At 55.0% G+C, this 17,138-nt stretch carries 13 protein-coding genes; 5 read left to right on the top strand and 8 right to left on the bottom strand.

Annotation, left to right across the window (positions count from 1 at the left end):
• Window positions 1–14 precede the first annotated feature (14 nt).
• Entirely contained in the window at window positions 15–1,898 is a 1,884-nt protein-coding gene (locus KTE_RS11505; RefSeq protein ID WP_201381126.1) for an LCP family protein, read from the bottom strand.
• 629 nt (window positions 1,899–2,527) lie between these two features.
• On the opposite strand from KTE_RS11505, the gene KTE_RS11510 reads away from it, so the two are divergent.
• Complete coding sequence (locus KTE_RS11510) at window positions 2,528–3,703, top strand: glycosyltransferase family 1 protein (RefSeq protein WP_201381128.1); 1,176 nt, start codon at window positions 2,528–2,530, stop codon at window positions 3,701–3,703.
• A 53-nt stretch (window positions 3,704–3,756) separates the two neighbouring features.
• Here the strand turns inward: KTE_RS11510 and KTE_RS48830 are convergent, their stop codons facing one another.
• From KTE_RS48830 to KTE_RS11525, 4 genes are all read right to left on the bottom strand, one after another.
• On the bottom strand, window positions 3,757–3,885 hold the full coding sequence (locus KTE_RS48830) for a hypothetical protein (RefSeq protein ID WP_007908285.1): 129 nt from the start codon (window positions 3,883–3,885) through the stop codon (window positions 3,757–3,759).
• 19 nt (window positions 3,886–3,904) lie between these two features.
• A complete protein-coding gene (locus KTE_RS11515; protein WP_201381130.1) occupies window positions 3,905–5,452 on the bottom strand; it encodes a glycosyltransferase family 39 protein in 1,548 nt (515 codons plus the stop codon).
• Between the two features lie 160 nt (window positions 5,453–5,612).
• A complete protein-coding gene (locus KTE_RS11520) occupies window positions 5,613–7,382 on the bottom strand; it encodes an AAA family ATPase (protein ID WP_201381132.1) in 1,770 nt (589 codons plus the stop codon).
• Between the two features lie 101 nt (window positions 7,383–7,483).
• A complete protein-coding gene (locus KTE_RS11525; protein ID WP_201381134.1) occupies window positions 7,484–8,146 on the bottom strand; it encodes a hypothetical protein in 663 nt (220 codons plus the stop codon).
• Window positions 8,147–8,399: 253 nt separating this feature from the next.
• Between KTE_RS11525 and KTE_RS11530 the strand changes: the two genes are divergently transcribed.
• From KTE_RS11530 to KTE_RS11545, 4 genes are all read left to right on the top strand, one after another.
• The gene (locus KTE_RS11530) at window positions 8,400–10,163 is read left to right on the top strand and encodes a serine/threonine-protein kinase (protein WP_201381136.1); all 1,764 of its coding nucleotides are present in this window, start codon (window positions 8,400–8,402) and stop codon (window positions 10,161–10,163) included.
• A 182-nt stretch (window positions 10,164–10,345) separates the two neighbouring features.
• A complete protein-coding gene (locus KTE_RS11535; protein ID WP_007908294.1) occupies window positions 10,346–10,924 on the top strand; it encodes a GNAT family N-acetyltransferase in 579 nt (192 codons plus the stop codon).
• Between the two features lie 96 nt (window positions 10,925–11,020).
• Window positions 11,021–12,301 carry a peptidoglycan bridge formation glycyltransferase FemA/FemB family protein gene (locus KTE_RS11540; RefSeq protein ID WP_201381138.1) on the top strand — a complete coding sequence of 427 codons (1,281 nt, stop codon included), beginning with the start codon at window positions 11,021–11,023 and terminating at the stop codon, window positions 12,299–12,301.
• A 151-nt stretch (window positions 12,302–12,452) separates the two neighbouring features.
• Window positions 12,453–13,559, top strand: coding sequence for a peptidoglycan bridge formation glycyltransferase FemA/FemB family protein (locus tag KTE_RS11545; protein WP_201381141.1), 1,107 nt, complete (start codon window positions 12,453–12,455; stop codon window positions 13,557–13,559).
• A 63-nt stretch (window positions 13,560–13,622) separates the two neighbouring features.
• Here KTE_RS11545 and KTE_RS11550 read toward each other — a convergent pair whose 3' ends face one another.
• From KTE_RS11550 to KTE_RS11560, 3 genes are all read right to left on the bottom strand, one after another.
• Window positions 13,623–14,459 (bottom strand): alpha/beta fold hydrolase, encoded by an 837-nt coding sequence (locus KTE_RS11550; RefSeq protein ID WP_201381143.1) that lies wholly within the window; start codon window positions 14,457–14,459, stop codon window positions 13,623–13,625.
• A 408-nt stretch (window positions 14,460–14,867) separates the two neighbouring features.
• Window positions 14,868–15,812 (bottom strand): ribose-phosphate pyrophosphokinase, encoded by a 945-nt coding sequence (locus tag KTE_RS11555; protein ID WP_201381145.1) that lies wholly within the window; start codon window positions 15,810–15,812, stop codon window positions 14,868–14,870.
• A 456-nt stretch (window positions 15,813–16,268) separates the two neighbouring features.
• A complete protein-coding gene (locus tag KTE_RS11560) occupies window positions 16,269–17,051 on the bottom strand; it encodes a polysaccharide deacetylase family protein (RefSeq protein WP_236600370.1) in 783 nt (260 codons plus the stop codon).
• Window positions 17,052–17,138 lie beyond the last annotated feature (87 nt).

Consider the following 17,138-nt stretch of genomic DNA (forward strand, 5'->3'; position numbering starts at 1 on the left):
TGCCACATTCCATCTCACTCTACTTTGACGGTCTCAAAGGTTACCATCATCATCAGGTCCAGCAGGCTGCGCACACCAAAGGGGTCATTTAACTGGGGCACGCTCATCGCGCCCGATGAAACCATCTGCTGCGTGGATGCCGTGGCATTGGGCACATCCACGTTGACATGCGATGGATTGTTCTGTGCTAGCTGCGTATCCTGTTGGGCAGGCGTCGCCGCGTTGCCATACAGGGATAGGACAGACTTACAGCCCGCGGTATCACCAAACATCTTTTGCAGATCCGGCAAGATCTTAGAACAATAGGGGACAAAGTCGCCGGTATTCGTGTTTTTGCCGGTTTTAGGATCGGGAAGTGACAGCGGACCAGAATAGGGTGGACTAAGAATAAGTTTGTTGATATTCGCTGTATTGATGTTACGCGCGAAGTTGGCCATTTTGATCACATCGGTGACCTGCATATCTGTCTTTAGGTAGCCAACCAGGTCTTTGGCATATTCAGGCAACTTGTTCACTGTATCAGTGCTCTGGAGCTTTCCTTTGAGCGCGGTAAGCACCTGCTGCTGGCGCACAGAGCGGCCAAAGTCACCGCCCAGGTCCGAATGGCGCGTGCGTACATACTCAAGCGCCTGGATGCCACTCATATGCTGAGGACCGGGCGCGATATAGAGGCGCTTAAAGCCATAGATATCCTTGGTACTGATGTCATTGGGATAGATATCGTCGACCATCGGGTGCAAGGCATCTACATCCACACCACCCGCGGTCTCAATGACCTTAATAAAACCATCCAGGCCGACCCAGGCATAGTAATCAATAGGAATATTGAAATTTTCTTCGACTGTGGCAATGGCCAGACCCGCAGCATCGGCATAATGGTCCTTCGAAGCGTTACTCTGATAACCATACGAGAAGGCGAAGTCCATCTTGCCCGGGCTGTTACCGGGGATGAAAACGCGCATATCACGTGGGATGGAGAGCATACCTACATAGTGTGTCGATGGGTCGATAGTCACGACGATATCGGTCTGGGCCAGGGGCGAGCCATTGACACCGTTGTTGCCTTTACCATCATTGTCGCTACCCAGCAACAGAATATTAATGCGCTTACCACTAAGGATATCTCCATTGGACGTGGCGCTTTGCGAGCTATCCTCTTTGCCCTTGCTATTGAAGCTCGTTGCCTTATGCCCGGTAATCTGACTCACAGCACTCCCGAAGTTGGCCTGGTACCACCAGTAAAGGCCGCCTGTCGAGATGATGAGTACCGTCATAACCGCGACTAGCACCCGCGCCCATATGGGGAAGCGCCGCTTTTGCGTGCGCCTGAAACCTCGTGGCGGCTGAGGCGGCATCGGCGTCCGGGGAAGATTGCCTGGACCTCGGGGCGGCGTTCCCTGTGGGATAAGGGGTGGCGCCTGGATACCAGACATACTGGGCATGCTCCCTGGCGCGCCCATAGAGGCCGGGCCAAGGCTCCCGGTCTGGGGACGTGGCGTTTGCGGAGGCGCGCTCATCATTGGATTTGCAAATGACGAACTATTGGGGCCAAAGGCATTATTACCCTGTCCAGGCAGAGGCGCCTGAGAAAATGGCGATGGCTGACCCATAGGAGGCTGTTGCATAGGGGCGCCATTGCCAGGATAGCGCAGAGTTGGTTCAGAAGCAGGGATAGCAGGATACTGAGGATTGACGAATCGATCAGATATTGGGTCATTATTCGCGCCAGGATTGCGAAAAGGCGTTGAGTTTGGTTCTTTTTCCTGGAACAGGGGGGCGCCAATGCCCGACTGCTGCGGTGAAACAGGTACAGTGTCAAAGCTTGAACCCTGATTATTTCCGGCCAGGGGTCTGGTAGCACGAGGCGCAACACCAGGAAGGGAGAGTCCACGAGGCATAAACTGCCCACCTTTAGGGCCGGCCTGTGGCTGTGACACACCAGGCCCATTAGATATAATCTGACCAGGAGGGGCCTCTGTATTGCGAGGAACAACGGGTTCAGTCCTCGGTCCCTCTGAACCTGGGCGCGGGGCAGTTGGGGGGAGTTGCCCGCTCGAAGGTTTCATATTAACAAATTGCCGTTTCACTGCGCTTACCTGCTTCCTTAACAATTGCTTTATCTAATTAGAACCTTACGCGCATGCCCTCTCTCGCTTTCTCTCACCCTAACAACGTCATACCACAGATGCTCCTTAAGAGGCCTCACACCACTTTCCACCTTGTTTCTGGTTCATACACTTCTTTGATACATAAAGACACGCTCATTGATATCTACCAAGTATAACGTATTGTTGGGAAAAAACATCACGATTATGCCTACCTTTTTGCTTAGGATAGGACATTTTGGTACATCGGTCTTAACTCCCTGTTAGTCAACACATTACACAACCGTAAACATCGCTTAACCCTCCACTAACCAGTATAGACTACGCTTGCAGTGGAAGGTTGCCCTCGGGATTTTCGCGAAGGCAGTCAGTCCCCTGGATCATTGTCTGCCGCACTCTCCACGATAGGTGAATGGTGTCCTATGCGCATAGCGATTATTACAGAGAATTTCCTGCCCAAACTCGATGGTGTTACCCGCACGCTTGCCCGCCTTCTGGAACATGTGCAGGCGACGGGGCATCAAGCCCTCTTGCTAGGCCCTGAAAGCGGCATGGAACAATACGCTGGGGCCGAGGTTATCGGCACGGCGGGGCTCCCGCTCCCCTTTTACCCGGAGCTCAAATTTAATTTCTTTCGCCCCCTCTTCATACGCCGTCTCTATGAGTTTCAACCAGATATCGTGCATATCGTCGATCCCGTTGTCCTGGGAGCAACCGGCCTGGCAGCGGCCCGCCTCCTCAACAAGCCACTCGTCTCTTCCTACCATACCAATCTGGCCGCCTACTGTACCCACTTTGGCTTCTCGTTCTTTACACAGCCCATGTGGCACTACAATCGCTTTATCCATAACCAGTGCGAGTTAACCTTCTGTCCCTCACCCTCCACGGCACAGATGCTACGCCAGCAAGGCTTTGAACACCTGCGCCTCTGGCCTCGCGGCGTCGATACAACCCTCTTCCGCCCCGAGCAACGTGACGCGGAATTACGGGCGAGCTGGCTGCAAGGCCGTGAGCAGCCTGAACAGAAAGTAGTCTTGCTCTATGTGGGACGCGTCTCCTGGGAAAAAAATCTCCAACTGCTGATCCAGGCCTATCGCCAAATGGATCATACACGCTGCCACCTGGTCATCGTTGGTCATGGGCCGGCCCATGACGAAATTCGCCAGGAGTTGCAGGACCTACCCGTGACGTTCACGGGGTATCTGCGCGGCGAGGAACTGGCGCGGGCCTATGCGACAGCGGACCTCTTCGCCTTTCCTTCGTATACGGAGACCTTTGGGCAGGTCGTACTGGAAGCTATGGCCTCAGGACTGCCCGTGGTAGGCTTACGCGCGGAGGGAGTGCGCGACCTGGTGCAGCATGAAAGCACAGGACTACTCCTGGAGGCGGAAGCGCTCTCAGCAGATGAGCGCATCACAACCTATCGCGACCACTTACAGCGCCTGGTCCAGCAGGAGGCGACGCGCCTGGAGATGGGCGAGGCCGCGCACCATCAAGCCAATCGCTATAGCTGGTACGAGTCCATGGAATGCGTGATACGCGGCTATGAAGAGGTCATCGAGACCTCGCGCCCCCTGCTGCTTACGCAGGCCAGCTAGTTTCAATCCGCGGCAGTTCCTAGGAACTGCCGCACATTTTGTGTGAGAATGTACTAAAAATCAGCCCCCTCTCGCTGCTTCTCATCTTTGCGCGCCTGGAGCAGCGAGAGGATAAGTGAACCAACCAGCGTGCAGACCAGCACAATCTCCATGGTACTGAAGGTCTTCTTCTTTTGTGGCATAGTTTCTTCTCCTCTATCTTCAACGCTTGAGCCAGAGTTCTTGTCCATTACTATATGTACGCGCGAGGGTGTAATGTTGTCGCACCCAGGTATGGAAACCGGCTACCTGCTGTATATTATGAAGTCGCCCTGTATAAAACAGCACAGCCTGAACCTCGGGACGGCTGGCCTCTTGAATCAACTGCTCTTCTGTAACATAGCCTGTCATAATACGCACACCCGAAGTATCAACCAGGGAGGCAGGTGTACTACGATCCGCCAGACCCGCCAGGAATTGCGCATCCGTTACAACGAGGCTGCCAGGCTTCGTGAGGGTTCGCATATCTGCGACAACACGCTGGTCCTGGGCATGCATGCCGACTGGCAGGGCTTTGAAATTATGTCGCACCTGGAGGATGTTACTAGCGGTCGTGAAGAGCACAATAAGCAGAGTAAGCGCGACCGTCCAGCGAGCCAGGCGTGCTAATCCGACCTCGGTCCGTTGCAGACAATCCAACAGGGGAGCCAGGCCTACTGCTACCATGGCGATCATCGGAGGTACCAGGTACACCAGGTGATGGGCGAAGAGCGGCACCTGGCGCCAGAGCAACACGGCAGAGACAAGGAACCAGGCCAGGGGCGCGATAATACGCCAATCGCGGCGCACGCAGGCAAAGAAGGCGGCCGCGAGCGCGGCATAGAGCAGGGGATAGCTGCGGATGGTGAGCAACATATGGATATTCCCCTTCGCCGAAGACGCAAGCACCTTCCCCGCGACCAGGTGAAAGGTCACGACACCATCCCACAACTGCGCAAAGGCTCCAAGATAGGGCAGTATAATTACCAGGAAGGCCAGGATGGAGGCGCCCAGGGCCAGCAAGAGGGGCATAAACAGAGGCCAGCGCTTCTCGCGTGGCTGACGCAGCCCCCGATAGAGATACATAAGTAGAAGAATACCAATTGGCACGAGAGCCGCCACAGCCAGCAGCTTGCACAGAACACCAAGCACAAGCACGATACCACAGAGCACAACCAGGGCATTTCCGCGTTTTCCTCCAGGATACCGCCACCAGAGCCAGGCCAATCCGACCGCAAGAGTCATAAAGGCGACCGAAGGGGCCTCCGCCTGGAGTTTCTGTGATTGTGAGAGATAGAGCGGATCAAGGGTCATCAGGAGCGCGGCCACCAGCGCTCCCAGGCGTCCCGCGAGCGCATACCCAATACAATAGCAGCCCAGCACACCGAGCAGCGAGATAAGAACGACACCGAAACGCGCCGCCCACAGGCTCTGACCCAGAGCGAGATACGTCGGAAAAATAGAGAGAACAAAGAAGGGGGGTTGAGAGTAAAAGGTCTGCTGGTAGAGGGCATGGCCTGAGCTTAACGCGCGCAGCGTCTGCCAATAGACGCCTTCATCATAGCTATCCAAATCGATAGGAATGTCGATGCGGTATAAGCGGAGCAGCAGAGCCAGAACAAAAATAGCCAGAGTGGCCAGAGCAAAAATAAGGCGCGAAGAAATCAGAATCCCCGTATAGCGCTGAAGGCGTGAGGAGGACTGGCGCGCAGAAAGCAGGTTAGTATTCATCAGAAAAAGACCAGCACGATCTTGCTATACGTTGAACAACAATATCGAATGATGCCACTGTAACACTATCAAAAATGAACTGAATAATCAAGAAGTACTAAAGATGGTGTGGTCCAGACTGGCAGCCCCTGGGTTACCAGTCTGGACCACACCATCTGATTTATATAGCCTGGAGGGCGTCAGTGACCTCGGCCAGGACCTGGCTCGCGTCGGCCTCATCGATAATGGTCTTGATTTCATCGGCAAGGAGTTCATCGCGCTCGCTGAGGGCCTCGGCGAGCGCAATCACAGCCTCGCTGTGCTCTCGGAACAGCTGCAAAACCTCGCGATATTGCTGCTGCAACACCTCCTCAACGCGCTCCGCCAGGCGAGGAACAGCGATTTCCAAACTGTTCAGGCGCGAGAGAAAGGTCCCATCCATGCCATAGGCGCCAACATAGAGGCCAGCCAGCGTTGTGGCCTGAGACAGGTCTCCGCTTACCCCATCCAGGTTCATATCCAGAAAAAGCTCCTCGGCTGCACGCGAGGCCAGGTAGACCTGCAACAGCGCCAGCACCTCCTGCTTACTACGCGTTTTGACCGTCTCTTTATTGCGCCAGGCGGCGAAGGCCTCGGCCCCCTGTTCACCATCATGACGATGCAGGGTCACATACGAGGGAAACTCACGCTCCATCAGGTAGTAGCAGGCAACGGTATGCCCGGCCTCGTGATACGCCAGGCGACGCCGCTCAATGGGCGTCAGGTCGCTTAACTGGCGGATGCCAAACTCATGCTTATCCTGAGCGGCGGCTATGTCCTTATACGTGACCAGGTCGCGACCATCAAAGTGGGCCAGAATCACGGCCTCATTGATAATATGCTTGATCGCGACTGGCGTATACTCAAACATACGCTGCACCAGCGCAGGCAGAGAGATAGCGGGATCATGGCTCACCTTGTTGAGATAATATTCGATGACCTCGCCTCGATATCTATCCGTGGGCGGCAGCACGCGGATCTGACGATCGAAGCGTCCCGGGCGCAGAAGGGCGGCATCCAGCGCCTGCGGCACGTTGGTCGCGCCAATGGTAAGCACAGGTTCGACCTGGGCACGCCCCTGGAAGAACCCCAACACACGCAAGATCTTCTTGTTCCAGCCATTGTCGATGGGAGGCGGGTCCATCTGCATCAAGAGTTCATTCAGACCACCATTGCCACCACCAAACATGCCACCCATACCACCCATGCCCATATTCCGCGACTGGCCATTCTGCTCACCGCCGCCTGTACGCGACATACCAATGGCGTCGAACTCGTCAATAAAGATAACACAGGCGCCATACTCGCGCGCGTAGCGCCGCGCCTTGCGGTAGAGGTTCTTGACCATCAGCACATCCATGCCCCAGAACATGCCACGAAAACTGGCCGCACTGGCATAGGCGAAAGGGACGCCGGCTTCGGTACTGATACACTGGGCCAGGTAGCTCTTGCCCGTTCCGGGTGGTCCCGAGAGCAGGAGACCGCGTACAGGCTGCCCGCCCATCTCCTGGTAGGCCTTAATACCAGTCAGAATACGCACGATGCGCCGTGCCTCCTCCAGAACATCGGGATTGCCTTTATAGTCCTTAAAGCCCAGTCCGGTCTCGCCCGGCATCACCCAGTAGAGACGCGGCCGCCCCATAAACCAGAAAATAGCCACGAATTGTATGAGGACATAAAAGATGGCAAACATAATCTGGAGGGCATAGAGCAAGATCGAGCCAGGGCTAGGCGGCGTCAATTGCGGCAGAACGGCGGTCAGAAAATACCAACCGACCAGGGCCGCCAGCGCCAGCCAGAGCCAGCGATACTTTACAAAGCGTCCAAATTGGTCCAGCCCCACATCAATCGACCTGTCCAGGTCACCCTCCAGCTTACGCTCAGCCACTTTCCGTCTATCCTTTGCTAACACGTTATCGCTCTCCCTTTCCAATCATACCGGCATGGGAACATCTTTCAGCAGAATCTACATTCTGTTGCATATCTCGCGAGAGAACGCAATAAGCACACCATCTAGCTCAGCGCGCGCATAAACAGGTAATCGGCGCGCAGGAGACGCTCGCCGCCCTGTCCCGGGGCCGTCACAAAATAGAAATAGGCCAGCGCCTTATGCTTCCCCTCGGGTCCATTCGTGACGATCTCGACCGAGAGAAAATAATCAAGCGAGGTATCCTCTCGGGGCTGCACGCTTAAGACCATGATCTCGCCCCACTGCCGCGTATCGGTCGCGCTCAGACTCTCGATATACTGTGAGAGCGTGCTGGCATCCGTAGGCGAGGAGAGCGTGGCGCTGCTGAGTTGCAAGGCCGTCGCATCGCCCTTACGCAAGGCGTAGAGCCAGCCTTTAATCTTGGCGCTGGCATCGCGCCCATCTCTGGGCTGCGTCTGTATATGAAAGGGATCGTTATCAATTCCCAGGGGCCACTCCTGGGTCGTAAGCCTTACTGTGGCTACCACACTGGCGATAAGCAGGAGCAGCGCCAGGCCCACAAACAACCGGTAGCGCTGGCAGAAACGCAACGCGTAGTAGCACCACTTCAAGGGCACACGTAGGATCGCCTTCACCAGGCGGCCGGGTCGACTGGCCCCTGCTCGCGGAGGCAAGCCAGCAACATCTTGCTTCTGAGGAGTTGCGCGAGAGGCTTCTCGCGCAGGCGGAGGAGTACTAATCGGCATACAAACGCTCCCATCACTAACCACCCAACATAACGCCATGACATACTCTGCACACAATCACCACTTCTTAGCAGAGATGCATTTTATACTTCTCACATTACACCACGTACGCTTATTTGGCAAGAGGGGATAGAAATTGTGATCTCGCTAATTGACACGTCTGTATGTGCATGCTATAGTCATTTCTGTATGCCTTAGCTGGTATAGCATGGTCTTTATAGTCTCTCTAGCCGAAAAGCAGGTGGTATCTTCGATGACGCAAGAACCCTACGCCCTTTCAGGTCGAAAGTTTGGCAACTATCGTATCGAGAAAGAGATAGCACGTGGAGGCTTCGGTAGCGTCTATCTCGCGCAACATGAATACCTTACCGAGCGACGCGCTGTTATTAAGCTGTTGCAGGGCGTGTATCTCTCAGAGCCACAGGAACGCGAAGGCTTTATTCGCGAGGCCCAAATCCTGGAGCGGCTCAAACATCCTCACATTCTCCCCATCTATGATGTCGGCATTGAGAACGAGCAGCCTTATATCATCGCTGAATATGCCCCCAACGGGACACTTCGCGAGCGCATCGCGCGCCAGAATGGAAATCCTCTGAGCCTGGAAACGACACTGGCGATTCTTGCACAGATCGCGGCAGGGCTCCAGCATGCACATAATCAACATGTCATTCACCGTGACCTGAAGCCAGAGAATATTCTCTTTAACGCTAGAGACGAGGCCCTGCTGGCCGACTTTGGCATCTCAACAGTTCTTACCTCGGCAACGGTCAAGCAGACACGCGAGATCGGCACGCCCACCTACATGGCGCCCGAGCAATTTACAGGCATGGTAAGCGTTGAGACCGACCAGTATGCCCTGGCCTGTATCGCCTACGAACTGCTCTCGGGCCGCAAAGCCTTCGCGGGCACGACCAACTACGTCGTCATGCAGATGCAAATGCAGCAATATCCGCAGCGCCTACGTGAACTAAATCCCGCCGTTCCTGAATATGTTGAAAACGTCATATTTCGCGCACTGGGCAAGGAGCGCACGCAGCGCTTCGCGGATGTCCGTACCTTCATGGAGGCGCTCAAGAATCCTAATGCGCGTCTGCAGGCCGCCCCAGCCATAAATAGCAGTGAGCCAGGCCTCGCTGGCATGCGCTATGAGCAGGGGGGCGCGCCCCAGGCTGGTCAAAACACGCCGCTGGCTACGCCGCCTCGTCCGCAGCTCACGCCACCATATAACGATGCATTCAATCCACACTCGGGACCTGCACCTGCCTATAACGCCTTCGACCAGAATAATCAGCACCAGCAGCCCCAGGCACGTAATGCCTATATGCCACCGGTCGCGCCTCAGCGAGAGAACGAACTTGAGGCACGCCGCCCCTTGCAGACAGGTGACTACAACAATCAGGCTGGGAGCTATAGACCTGGCTACACAGGCAGCGCAAATAATCAACCAGGCAACATACGCAGAAACGACAACGCCTATCCTCAGACACCTGATAGAGGCTACAGGCCCGCTCCGCAGGAGACCTATTCCGCGCCTGGGCCAACCGAGCGCCGACAGCCCGCCGCCTCGAAGGCCCACGAGCCTTACGCTGCCACACCTCAGCAGCAGGCCTATCAGCAACCCGCACCAGGGGCCAACATGCGACCCGTTCCCTCAGAGGGCCGGGGCCTGGCCGCACTGGCCTATGTGCCTTTTGTTTGCATTGCCGCCTGGATATATTATTTCTTTACCGAGCGCAGCAAGCCCCTGCCACGCTTCCACGTCCTGCAAGGCTTCCAACTCTACGTCATCCTAATCGCGCTCTCGCTGCTCAATGGCTGGCTACAACACGGTCTGCTGAATCAGACCCATGGCACCCTGGCTTACAGTGTCCTGGAATTTCTGCAAACAGTTACCGGTTGGGTCTTTCTGGCATTTATCATCCTGGGCATCATCGCGATTATCAGTGCCCTCTTTGGCACCCGCTTTAGAATTCCCTTCATCGGAGGCCGCGCCCTACGCTACTCCAATCGCGGGTAATTTCAAGGAATAGAGGGGAATGAGGATGGGGTAGGTTGGTAGCCTTCGGCTACCAACCTACCCCATCCTCATTCCCCTCTATTCCTAACTCAAAAGAGCTATATATCTGCCTGTTTAATTGCACCGATTTCCGCCCCTATGCTATACTGCCCTCGAAGCAGTATGTTTTGGAGGACGAAAAAATGGCAGACGAACTCTCACGAATGCAAAATCCATTCGTCATTGGCGAACGACTCTATCTCAGGCCACTGGAGCCTGCTCAGGATAATCACCTCTACTCTACCTGGCTCAACGACGCCGATGTGCGCCGCTGGTTCTCTATCTATCCAACCAGTGATGCACGGGCCAAAGAGCGCATCGAGAACCTCTACAAGACCTTTGGGCATATTATCTTTGGCGTGGCCCTCAAAAGTGATAACAGCTTGATCGGCCTGGTCGGACTAAAAGATATCAATACCCTGAACCAGTCCGCGGAGTTCTACATCATTCTGGATCGCTCGGCCTGGGGCAAGGGCTATGGCACCGAGGGCACCAAAATGATGCTGCGCTATGGCTTCCTTGAATTAAACCTGAACCGCATCCAGACACAGGATATGGAGGAGAACATTGGTGGCTGGCGCGCGGACGAGAAGGCTGGCTTCAAGCACGAGGGCACGATGCGCCAGGTCATCTTCCGCTTCGGCAAGTACCACGATGTGCGTGTATATAGCCTGCTGAGAAGCGAGTTTCTGGAGAAGTACGAGCAGGAAGACGCTCAATAGTGAGCACGATGCCGTACCATTATATGTAAACGCGTGCCCTGTGCCCTTTATGGGTATTTAGCAGCGTTGGTCCCACTATTCTTCATAGGAAAAACTATGACTCTTACCATCCAGGAAATCAATGACCGGGAACAATGGAATAATTTTCTCACCAGCCAGCCTCGTGGACACCTCTTGCAGTCCTATGAGTGGGGTGAGCTAAATAAATACCTTGGTGGCCGCATCTATCGCCTGGGTGCCCTGGAGGATGGGCGTTTGACCGGAGTCATGCTGCTCACGGTCAATCCCGTTCCCCTGCCCGCGCGTATTCCCGGTCTTAAACTTAGCTGGCTCTACAGTGCGCGCGGTCCCACGGTAGAGAGTCCCGATTCACCTGCACTATCCGCGCTCCTTGAGCATGCCCACAAAGTCGCCCATAAAGAGCGCGCGGTCATCCTGCGCATCGAACCCAATATCGCCGACGACGATCCCAATGAACACACCTGGCTGGCCGCCTATAGCAAGATTGGCTTCCGCACCAACCCCATCGCGGTCCATGGTCGCCGAAGCTGGGTGCTGGATATTCGTCCAAGCGCCGAGGAGTTGCTGGCCAACTTTAAAATGACCTGGCGCCAGAATGTGCGCGCCGCGGGCCGTAAAGGTGTGATTATCCGTGAAGCCAGTAGCGACGCCGACTTTGAGGCCTACTATGAGCTTCTCAAGGTTACTAGCGAGCGCGACGCCTTCTTTATCCATAGCCTGGACTACCACAAGGAGATCTATCGCCACTTCGCTAGCAAGGGCGACGCGGTGCTCTATATCGCTGAACACGAGGGTACGGCTATCGCGGCCAAGATGCTTATCCGCTTCGGCGATTGGTGCTGGGATATGTTTGGTGCGACCTCCAACGAGAAGCGCAACCTGAAGCCAGCCTATCTCCTGCAATATACCTGCTTCCAGTGGGCGCAGGCACGTGGGTGCAGCTATTTTGACTTCCGCACTATTCCCGAGATACTTGAGCCGGGCGAAGAGATGTGGGGTGTCTATGAATATAAGAAAGGCTTTGGCGGCTTCTCGCGCCTGAACATGCCAACGCAGGACTACGTCTATCGCCCACTGATCTATACGCTCTGGAGCAGGCTAGTCGAGTACCGCCGCGCCAAACGCCACCAGGAACGCCAGAAGGTTGAGCTAGAGCGCTCCGCCCGGGGCCAGGTCCAGCGCAAGGACGAAGAGGCCAAACCAGCGGAACAGATTCCAGCAACGCCCAAAGAGCAGCCTCAACCCGCGAAGGCAAAGCAGAAACAGCAGGCAGGCAAGAATGGGAAGAAGCCGCAAGAAGCAGGCAACTCTCCCATCGCCGACACCCCAGAGGAAACCAGTTCTCCTGTATCATAAGTAAAGGCTCGCAAGCTCGCCTTTCTGTTATGTATGTTGTGGGTATGGCGGGGCTTTGCCCCGCCATACCCACAACATACATAACATATGAGCGCCGCAGGCGCGAGAAGGCATGTTGGATCCGTTAGAATATAAAAGGATATAATGACCCATGGAAGCCCGCATCATTACAGATCGCCAGCAGTGGAACGACTTTATTGCCTCGTCCCCCTGCTGCAACATCACTCAATCCTATGAGTGGGGAGAACTCCCCTTGCTCGGGGTACAGGAAGTCTTGCGTGTTGGCGTGCTTGATGACTCGGGCAAGTTATGCGCAGGGATGATGGTACTAGTATCGCGCGCGCCCGTGATCAGACAGGTCTATCTCTACTCCCCACGCGGTCCCGTCATCACTGATCCCCAGTCGCCCGCGATGACCGTCCTGCTCAACTTTGTGCGAGCCGAGGCACGCAAGCGTGGCGCCTTCATGCTCAAGGTCGAGCCAAGCGTGGATACAGATAACCGCGAATGGCAGACCGCCATGCAGCGTTTCGGTTTTCGCACCAATCCCCATCATATGCATATCCGCCATGAGTGGGTGCTCGACATCAGCCCCGATGAGAAGGGCATTCTCTCCGGTATGAAGGAGAAGTGGCGCTACAACATTCGCCTGGCTGGTCGCAAAGGCATCACCGTCCGCCGTGGCGAGACCGAGGCGGACCTGGAGAAGTTCTACAGCATCTACGAGGTCACCAGCGAGCGCGATAGCTTCTTCATCAACAGCAAGGAATTTTATCGCCAGTACCTGGACCTCTACAAAGAGGGAGACCGCGTGGCCCTCTTCCTGGCCGAGTACGAGGGCAAGCCCATCGCGGGCACCATCATCAGCGTCCTGGGCGAGTGGAGCTGGTACATGTACGGTGCCTCCTCCAACGAGCAGCGCAACCTGATGCCCAACCACCTGCTACAGTGGACCAGCATGCAGTGGGCCAAATCTAAAGGTGCTAAGTACTACAATTTCCGGGGCATTCCAGATGTGCTTGAGGAGGGCCAGGAGCTGTGGGGCGTCTACCAGTTTAAGCGTGGCTTCGGCGGCTATCCCATCCGCTTCTTCCCCACGCAGGACCTTATCTACAATCCCATCGTCTACCAGGCCTACCGCGCCCTGCTCGACTTCAAGCACTGGCGCGACGAGCGGCAGTTCAAGAAGGCCGCAGCTGAGTCCGCCAGAGAGCGCGAACCCCAGAAGCCCGAAGAGAAAACGCCCGTCCAGGCATAAATAATATTGAAGAGAAAAGCGGCGTTGTTCCAACGCCGCTTTTCTCTTCAATAAGTACTGCTACTATAGCGACTGAATAAAACCGCGTAGAGCCTGGTTAAAGGCTTCGGGCTGTTCCATTGTGACCATGTGCGCACCACCCTCCAGGGTCAACGTCTGGACGTTTGGCATAGCCTCAGTCAACTGAGAGACAATGTCAAAGCGCGAAGGCAGATCCAGGTCTCCCACAATGGCCAGTGTTGGAGTGACAATCTCGCTCAGGCGCTCGCAGGCGGGAGGGTCAAGATTAATCAAATCCGCTCCCTCGGGTATCTCGACGCCAAAGGCCTGATACTGCATCTCGTATACTCGCTGACGCACAGCGGGATCGACCTCCTGAGGCGAGCGTCTGGGACCATCCACCCACATCCGCATATTCAACTCGGTCGCTCCTGCGACATCGCCTTTCTCCAGCAGAGCCTCCTCTTGCTCAGAAAAACGCTCAATCTCCTCATCCGACTTAAGGCCTCCCAGGCTTGGCGCAACCAGGGTCAGCGAGGCTATCGAGTCTGGATTGGTCAGGGCAAGGTCGATAGCGACCTTCCCGCCAAAGGAGCACGCCACCACATGGGCTTTAGTAATATTCAGATAGCCCAACAGCAGCGAGGGATCCTCGTGGTTCGCAAAACGTTTGGCAGGGTAAGCCGACTTGCCAAAGCCACGCAGATCATAGCGGATAAGCTGATAATCGGGAGCGAAGGCCGCAAACTGCTCATCCCACATCCGGCAATCGGCGACCCCAGCGTGAATGAATAAGATGGGAATATCGCTAACGGGCCGCTCTGGTCTCGCGACCTCATAGTAAAGTGGCGCCCCCTGCGCGTGGAGATAGCCTGTTTTTTGAAGAGTAAATTCTTTCATGTTGCAATGTTCCTGTTCTATTTTTCTCAATTTTTACAGCATACTGCTGTATATGTCGTGCCACAGGCACAACATTACTTATACAGTTAAAAAAGTAATCAACCTGATCGAGGAACGGGGCAGGAACTTGCACATACCGCTCCCGCGCAGCCATTGCTAACGAGCTATAGCGCGAGAAGGAAGAGGTAGGAGTTACACAGCCCGGTCTCGATAGGCAGAGCAAAGACTTGTTTCGCCTGATACATCGGCGTGCCTCCTTTCTGTTTAGAGTGGTACGCAAACACACAAAAACCATATCGGCGCTTGCGCATATGCTGAGTATATCACAAAAGCACTATTCGATGTAAGGAAGGGGGCGTGGTAGGAGATAGACCTGCGGCTTATCTCTACCACGCCCCCTACATATAATTATGCGTCGGCGAAGAGGCTGCTGACCGATTCGCCGTTGTGGATGCGGCGGATAGTCTCCGATAGCAGGGGCGCCATGGAGATGACGGTCATGTTGGGGAGGCGCTTCTCCTCGGGAATGGGCACGGTGTTGGTCGCGACAATCTCATCGATGTCCTCCTGGCTCCCCAGGCGCTCGATAGCCTTGCCGCTAAAGACGCCATGCGTACAGGCGACCGAGATGCGGCGTACGTTGCGCTCACGCAGGCGATCCAGGATCTCGATAATCGTACCGCCATTGGCGATCTCGTCGTCGATAACAATCACGTCTCGTCCCTCAACATCGCCCACGATGGTATCAATAATTACCTTGTTGTCATCGACGCGGCGCTTGCTACCGGCTGCGACAGGCACCTTTAACAGGCGCGCGAAATGCGAGGCAGCCTTGGCGTTGCCCAGATCGGGCGAAACGACCACCGTATTGCTCAGGTCGCGGTTGCGGAAGTGCTGAGCCAGGACATTCAAAGCATTGAGGTGATCTGTTGGTACGCTAAAGAAGCCATGCACCTGGGACGCATGCAACGTCATGACCAGCACCCGGTTGGCGCCAGCGGTCGCCAGCAGGTCCGCGACCAGGCGGCCAGCGATAGAGATACGCGAAGCATCCTTCTTGTCGGAGCGCGCATAGGCATAATACGGGATAACCGCCGTTGTGCGGGCCGCGGACGCTCCTCGCGCCGCGTCGAGCATCAACAGCAGTTCCATCAGATGATCCTGCACCGGTGGCACAAGAGGCTGGATCAAAAATACATCGCTTTCACGGCAGTTCGCGTTCAGCTGGACATGCAAACAGTCATTACCAAAGCGCCGAATGGTCGTTGGCGATAGCGGCACCTCTAGATGATGACAAATCTCACGAGCCAGCTCGACATGAGCACTTCCACTGAAAATGGTGATTTCGCGCATTTATATGTCCTCTTTGTCCCTCTGCTTTTATAGATACTTCTTTATCTTCGCATCAAAGAAGCACTGTCAGTTTTGAATATATAGGGCAGCTGCCTTCACCTCATAAAACGTCTTGACACGATATATTCCACCGGGCATAGCCTACAAACCCCTTCTCTACTAACCTCCCACCAATAGATATCTGCCCCCAAGTATAAGAGTATACACACATTCTATCGGCAATGTGCCAGTGTCGGTACAGGGAGAATAGCGACAAGGCGTCAGGCAGCTTGCTAGTTGTTCAGCTAAGAATTATACCAAAAACTCCTATCGCCATGCCAATCGAGTGGTTGTCAGGTGGTATCTGCTTCGGCTCGCTACGCGAGCTTTTAAGAGTAAGGGGTGTGCGTGGAAAATTGGGCAAAGCCCAATTTTCCACGCACACCCCTTACTCTTTGAGAAAACGGCTACTCTTTTCTAGTTGGCATCCGCCATGAGTTCTGGGACCGTGACGAGCTTAAAGCCGCGCTGCTGCAGGCCGGTGATAATGCGAGGGAGGGCCGCGATGGTCTGCGAGCGATCTCCGCCGCCATCGTGCATGAGGATGATGCTCCCATTCCCAGCATTATTCAATGCAGTGTTCACAATCGCATCCACGCCCGGCATTTGCCAGTCCTCGGTATCAATGGACCACAACACTGGTGTCATATGCAACGCATTGGCCTGCTGCTTTACTGTGTCATTAATGGCCCCATAGGGAGGGCGGAACAGTATTGGCGATGTACCAGTAGCGCTCTTTATCGCGTCAGAGGTCATATGCAATTGCGTATATATATCCTGCGCGGATAGGGTTGTGAGGTCGGGATGGCTCCAGGTGTGATTTCCCACCACGTTACCGTTCTGCAACTCCTGATTTACCAGGTCTGGAGTCGCCTGCACCTGCTGACCAATACAGAAAAAGGTGGCTTTGACCCCATATTTTTGCAGAATATCGAGCACCTGCGCGGTATAGCCCGCGCTCGGACCATCGTCAAAGGTCAATGCGATTTCGTTGACCGCATCGCTTCCCTGAGAGAAGACGCTCGCTTTCACCGCGGGCGGAATAGGCTTCGTCTCATCTTTGATAGGCGTTGATGTCGGAGTGGTTGCCGCAGCCTGCGCCGAGGCCCTGTGTGCAGAGTTGGGATAGGTGATTATATAGGAGGCCCAGGCACCAAGCCCTACTATCAGCAGGAGGGTCGTCATGATTATCTTTTTCATAGCCGTTTTCTCACATATACTTTTTATTTTTTATATCGGCACATTTAAACTTATTCATTAACAGCAGATGTTGCGAGAGATCTTGTT

The organism is Ktedonobacter sp. SOSP1-85, assembly GCF_016587415.1.
Taxonomy (GTDB): Bacteria; Chloroflexota; Ktedonobacteria; order Ktedonobacterales; family Ktedonobacteraceae; genus Ktedonobacter.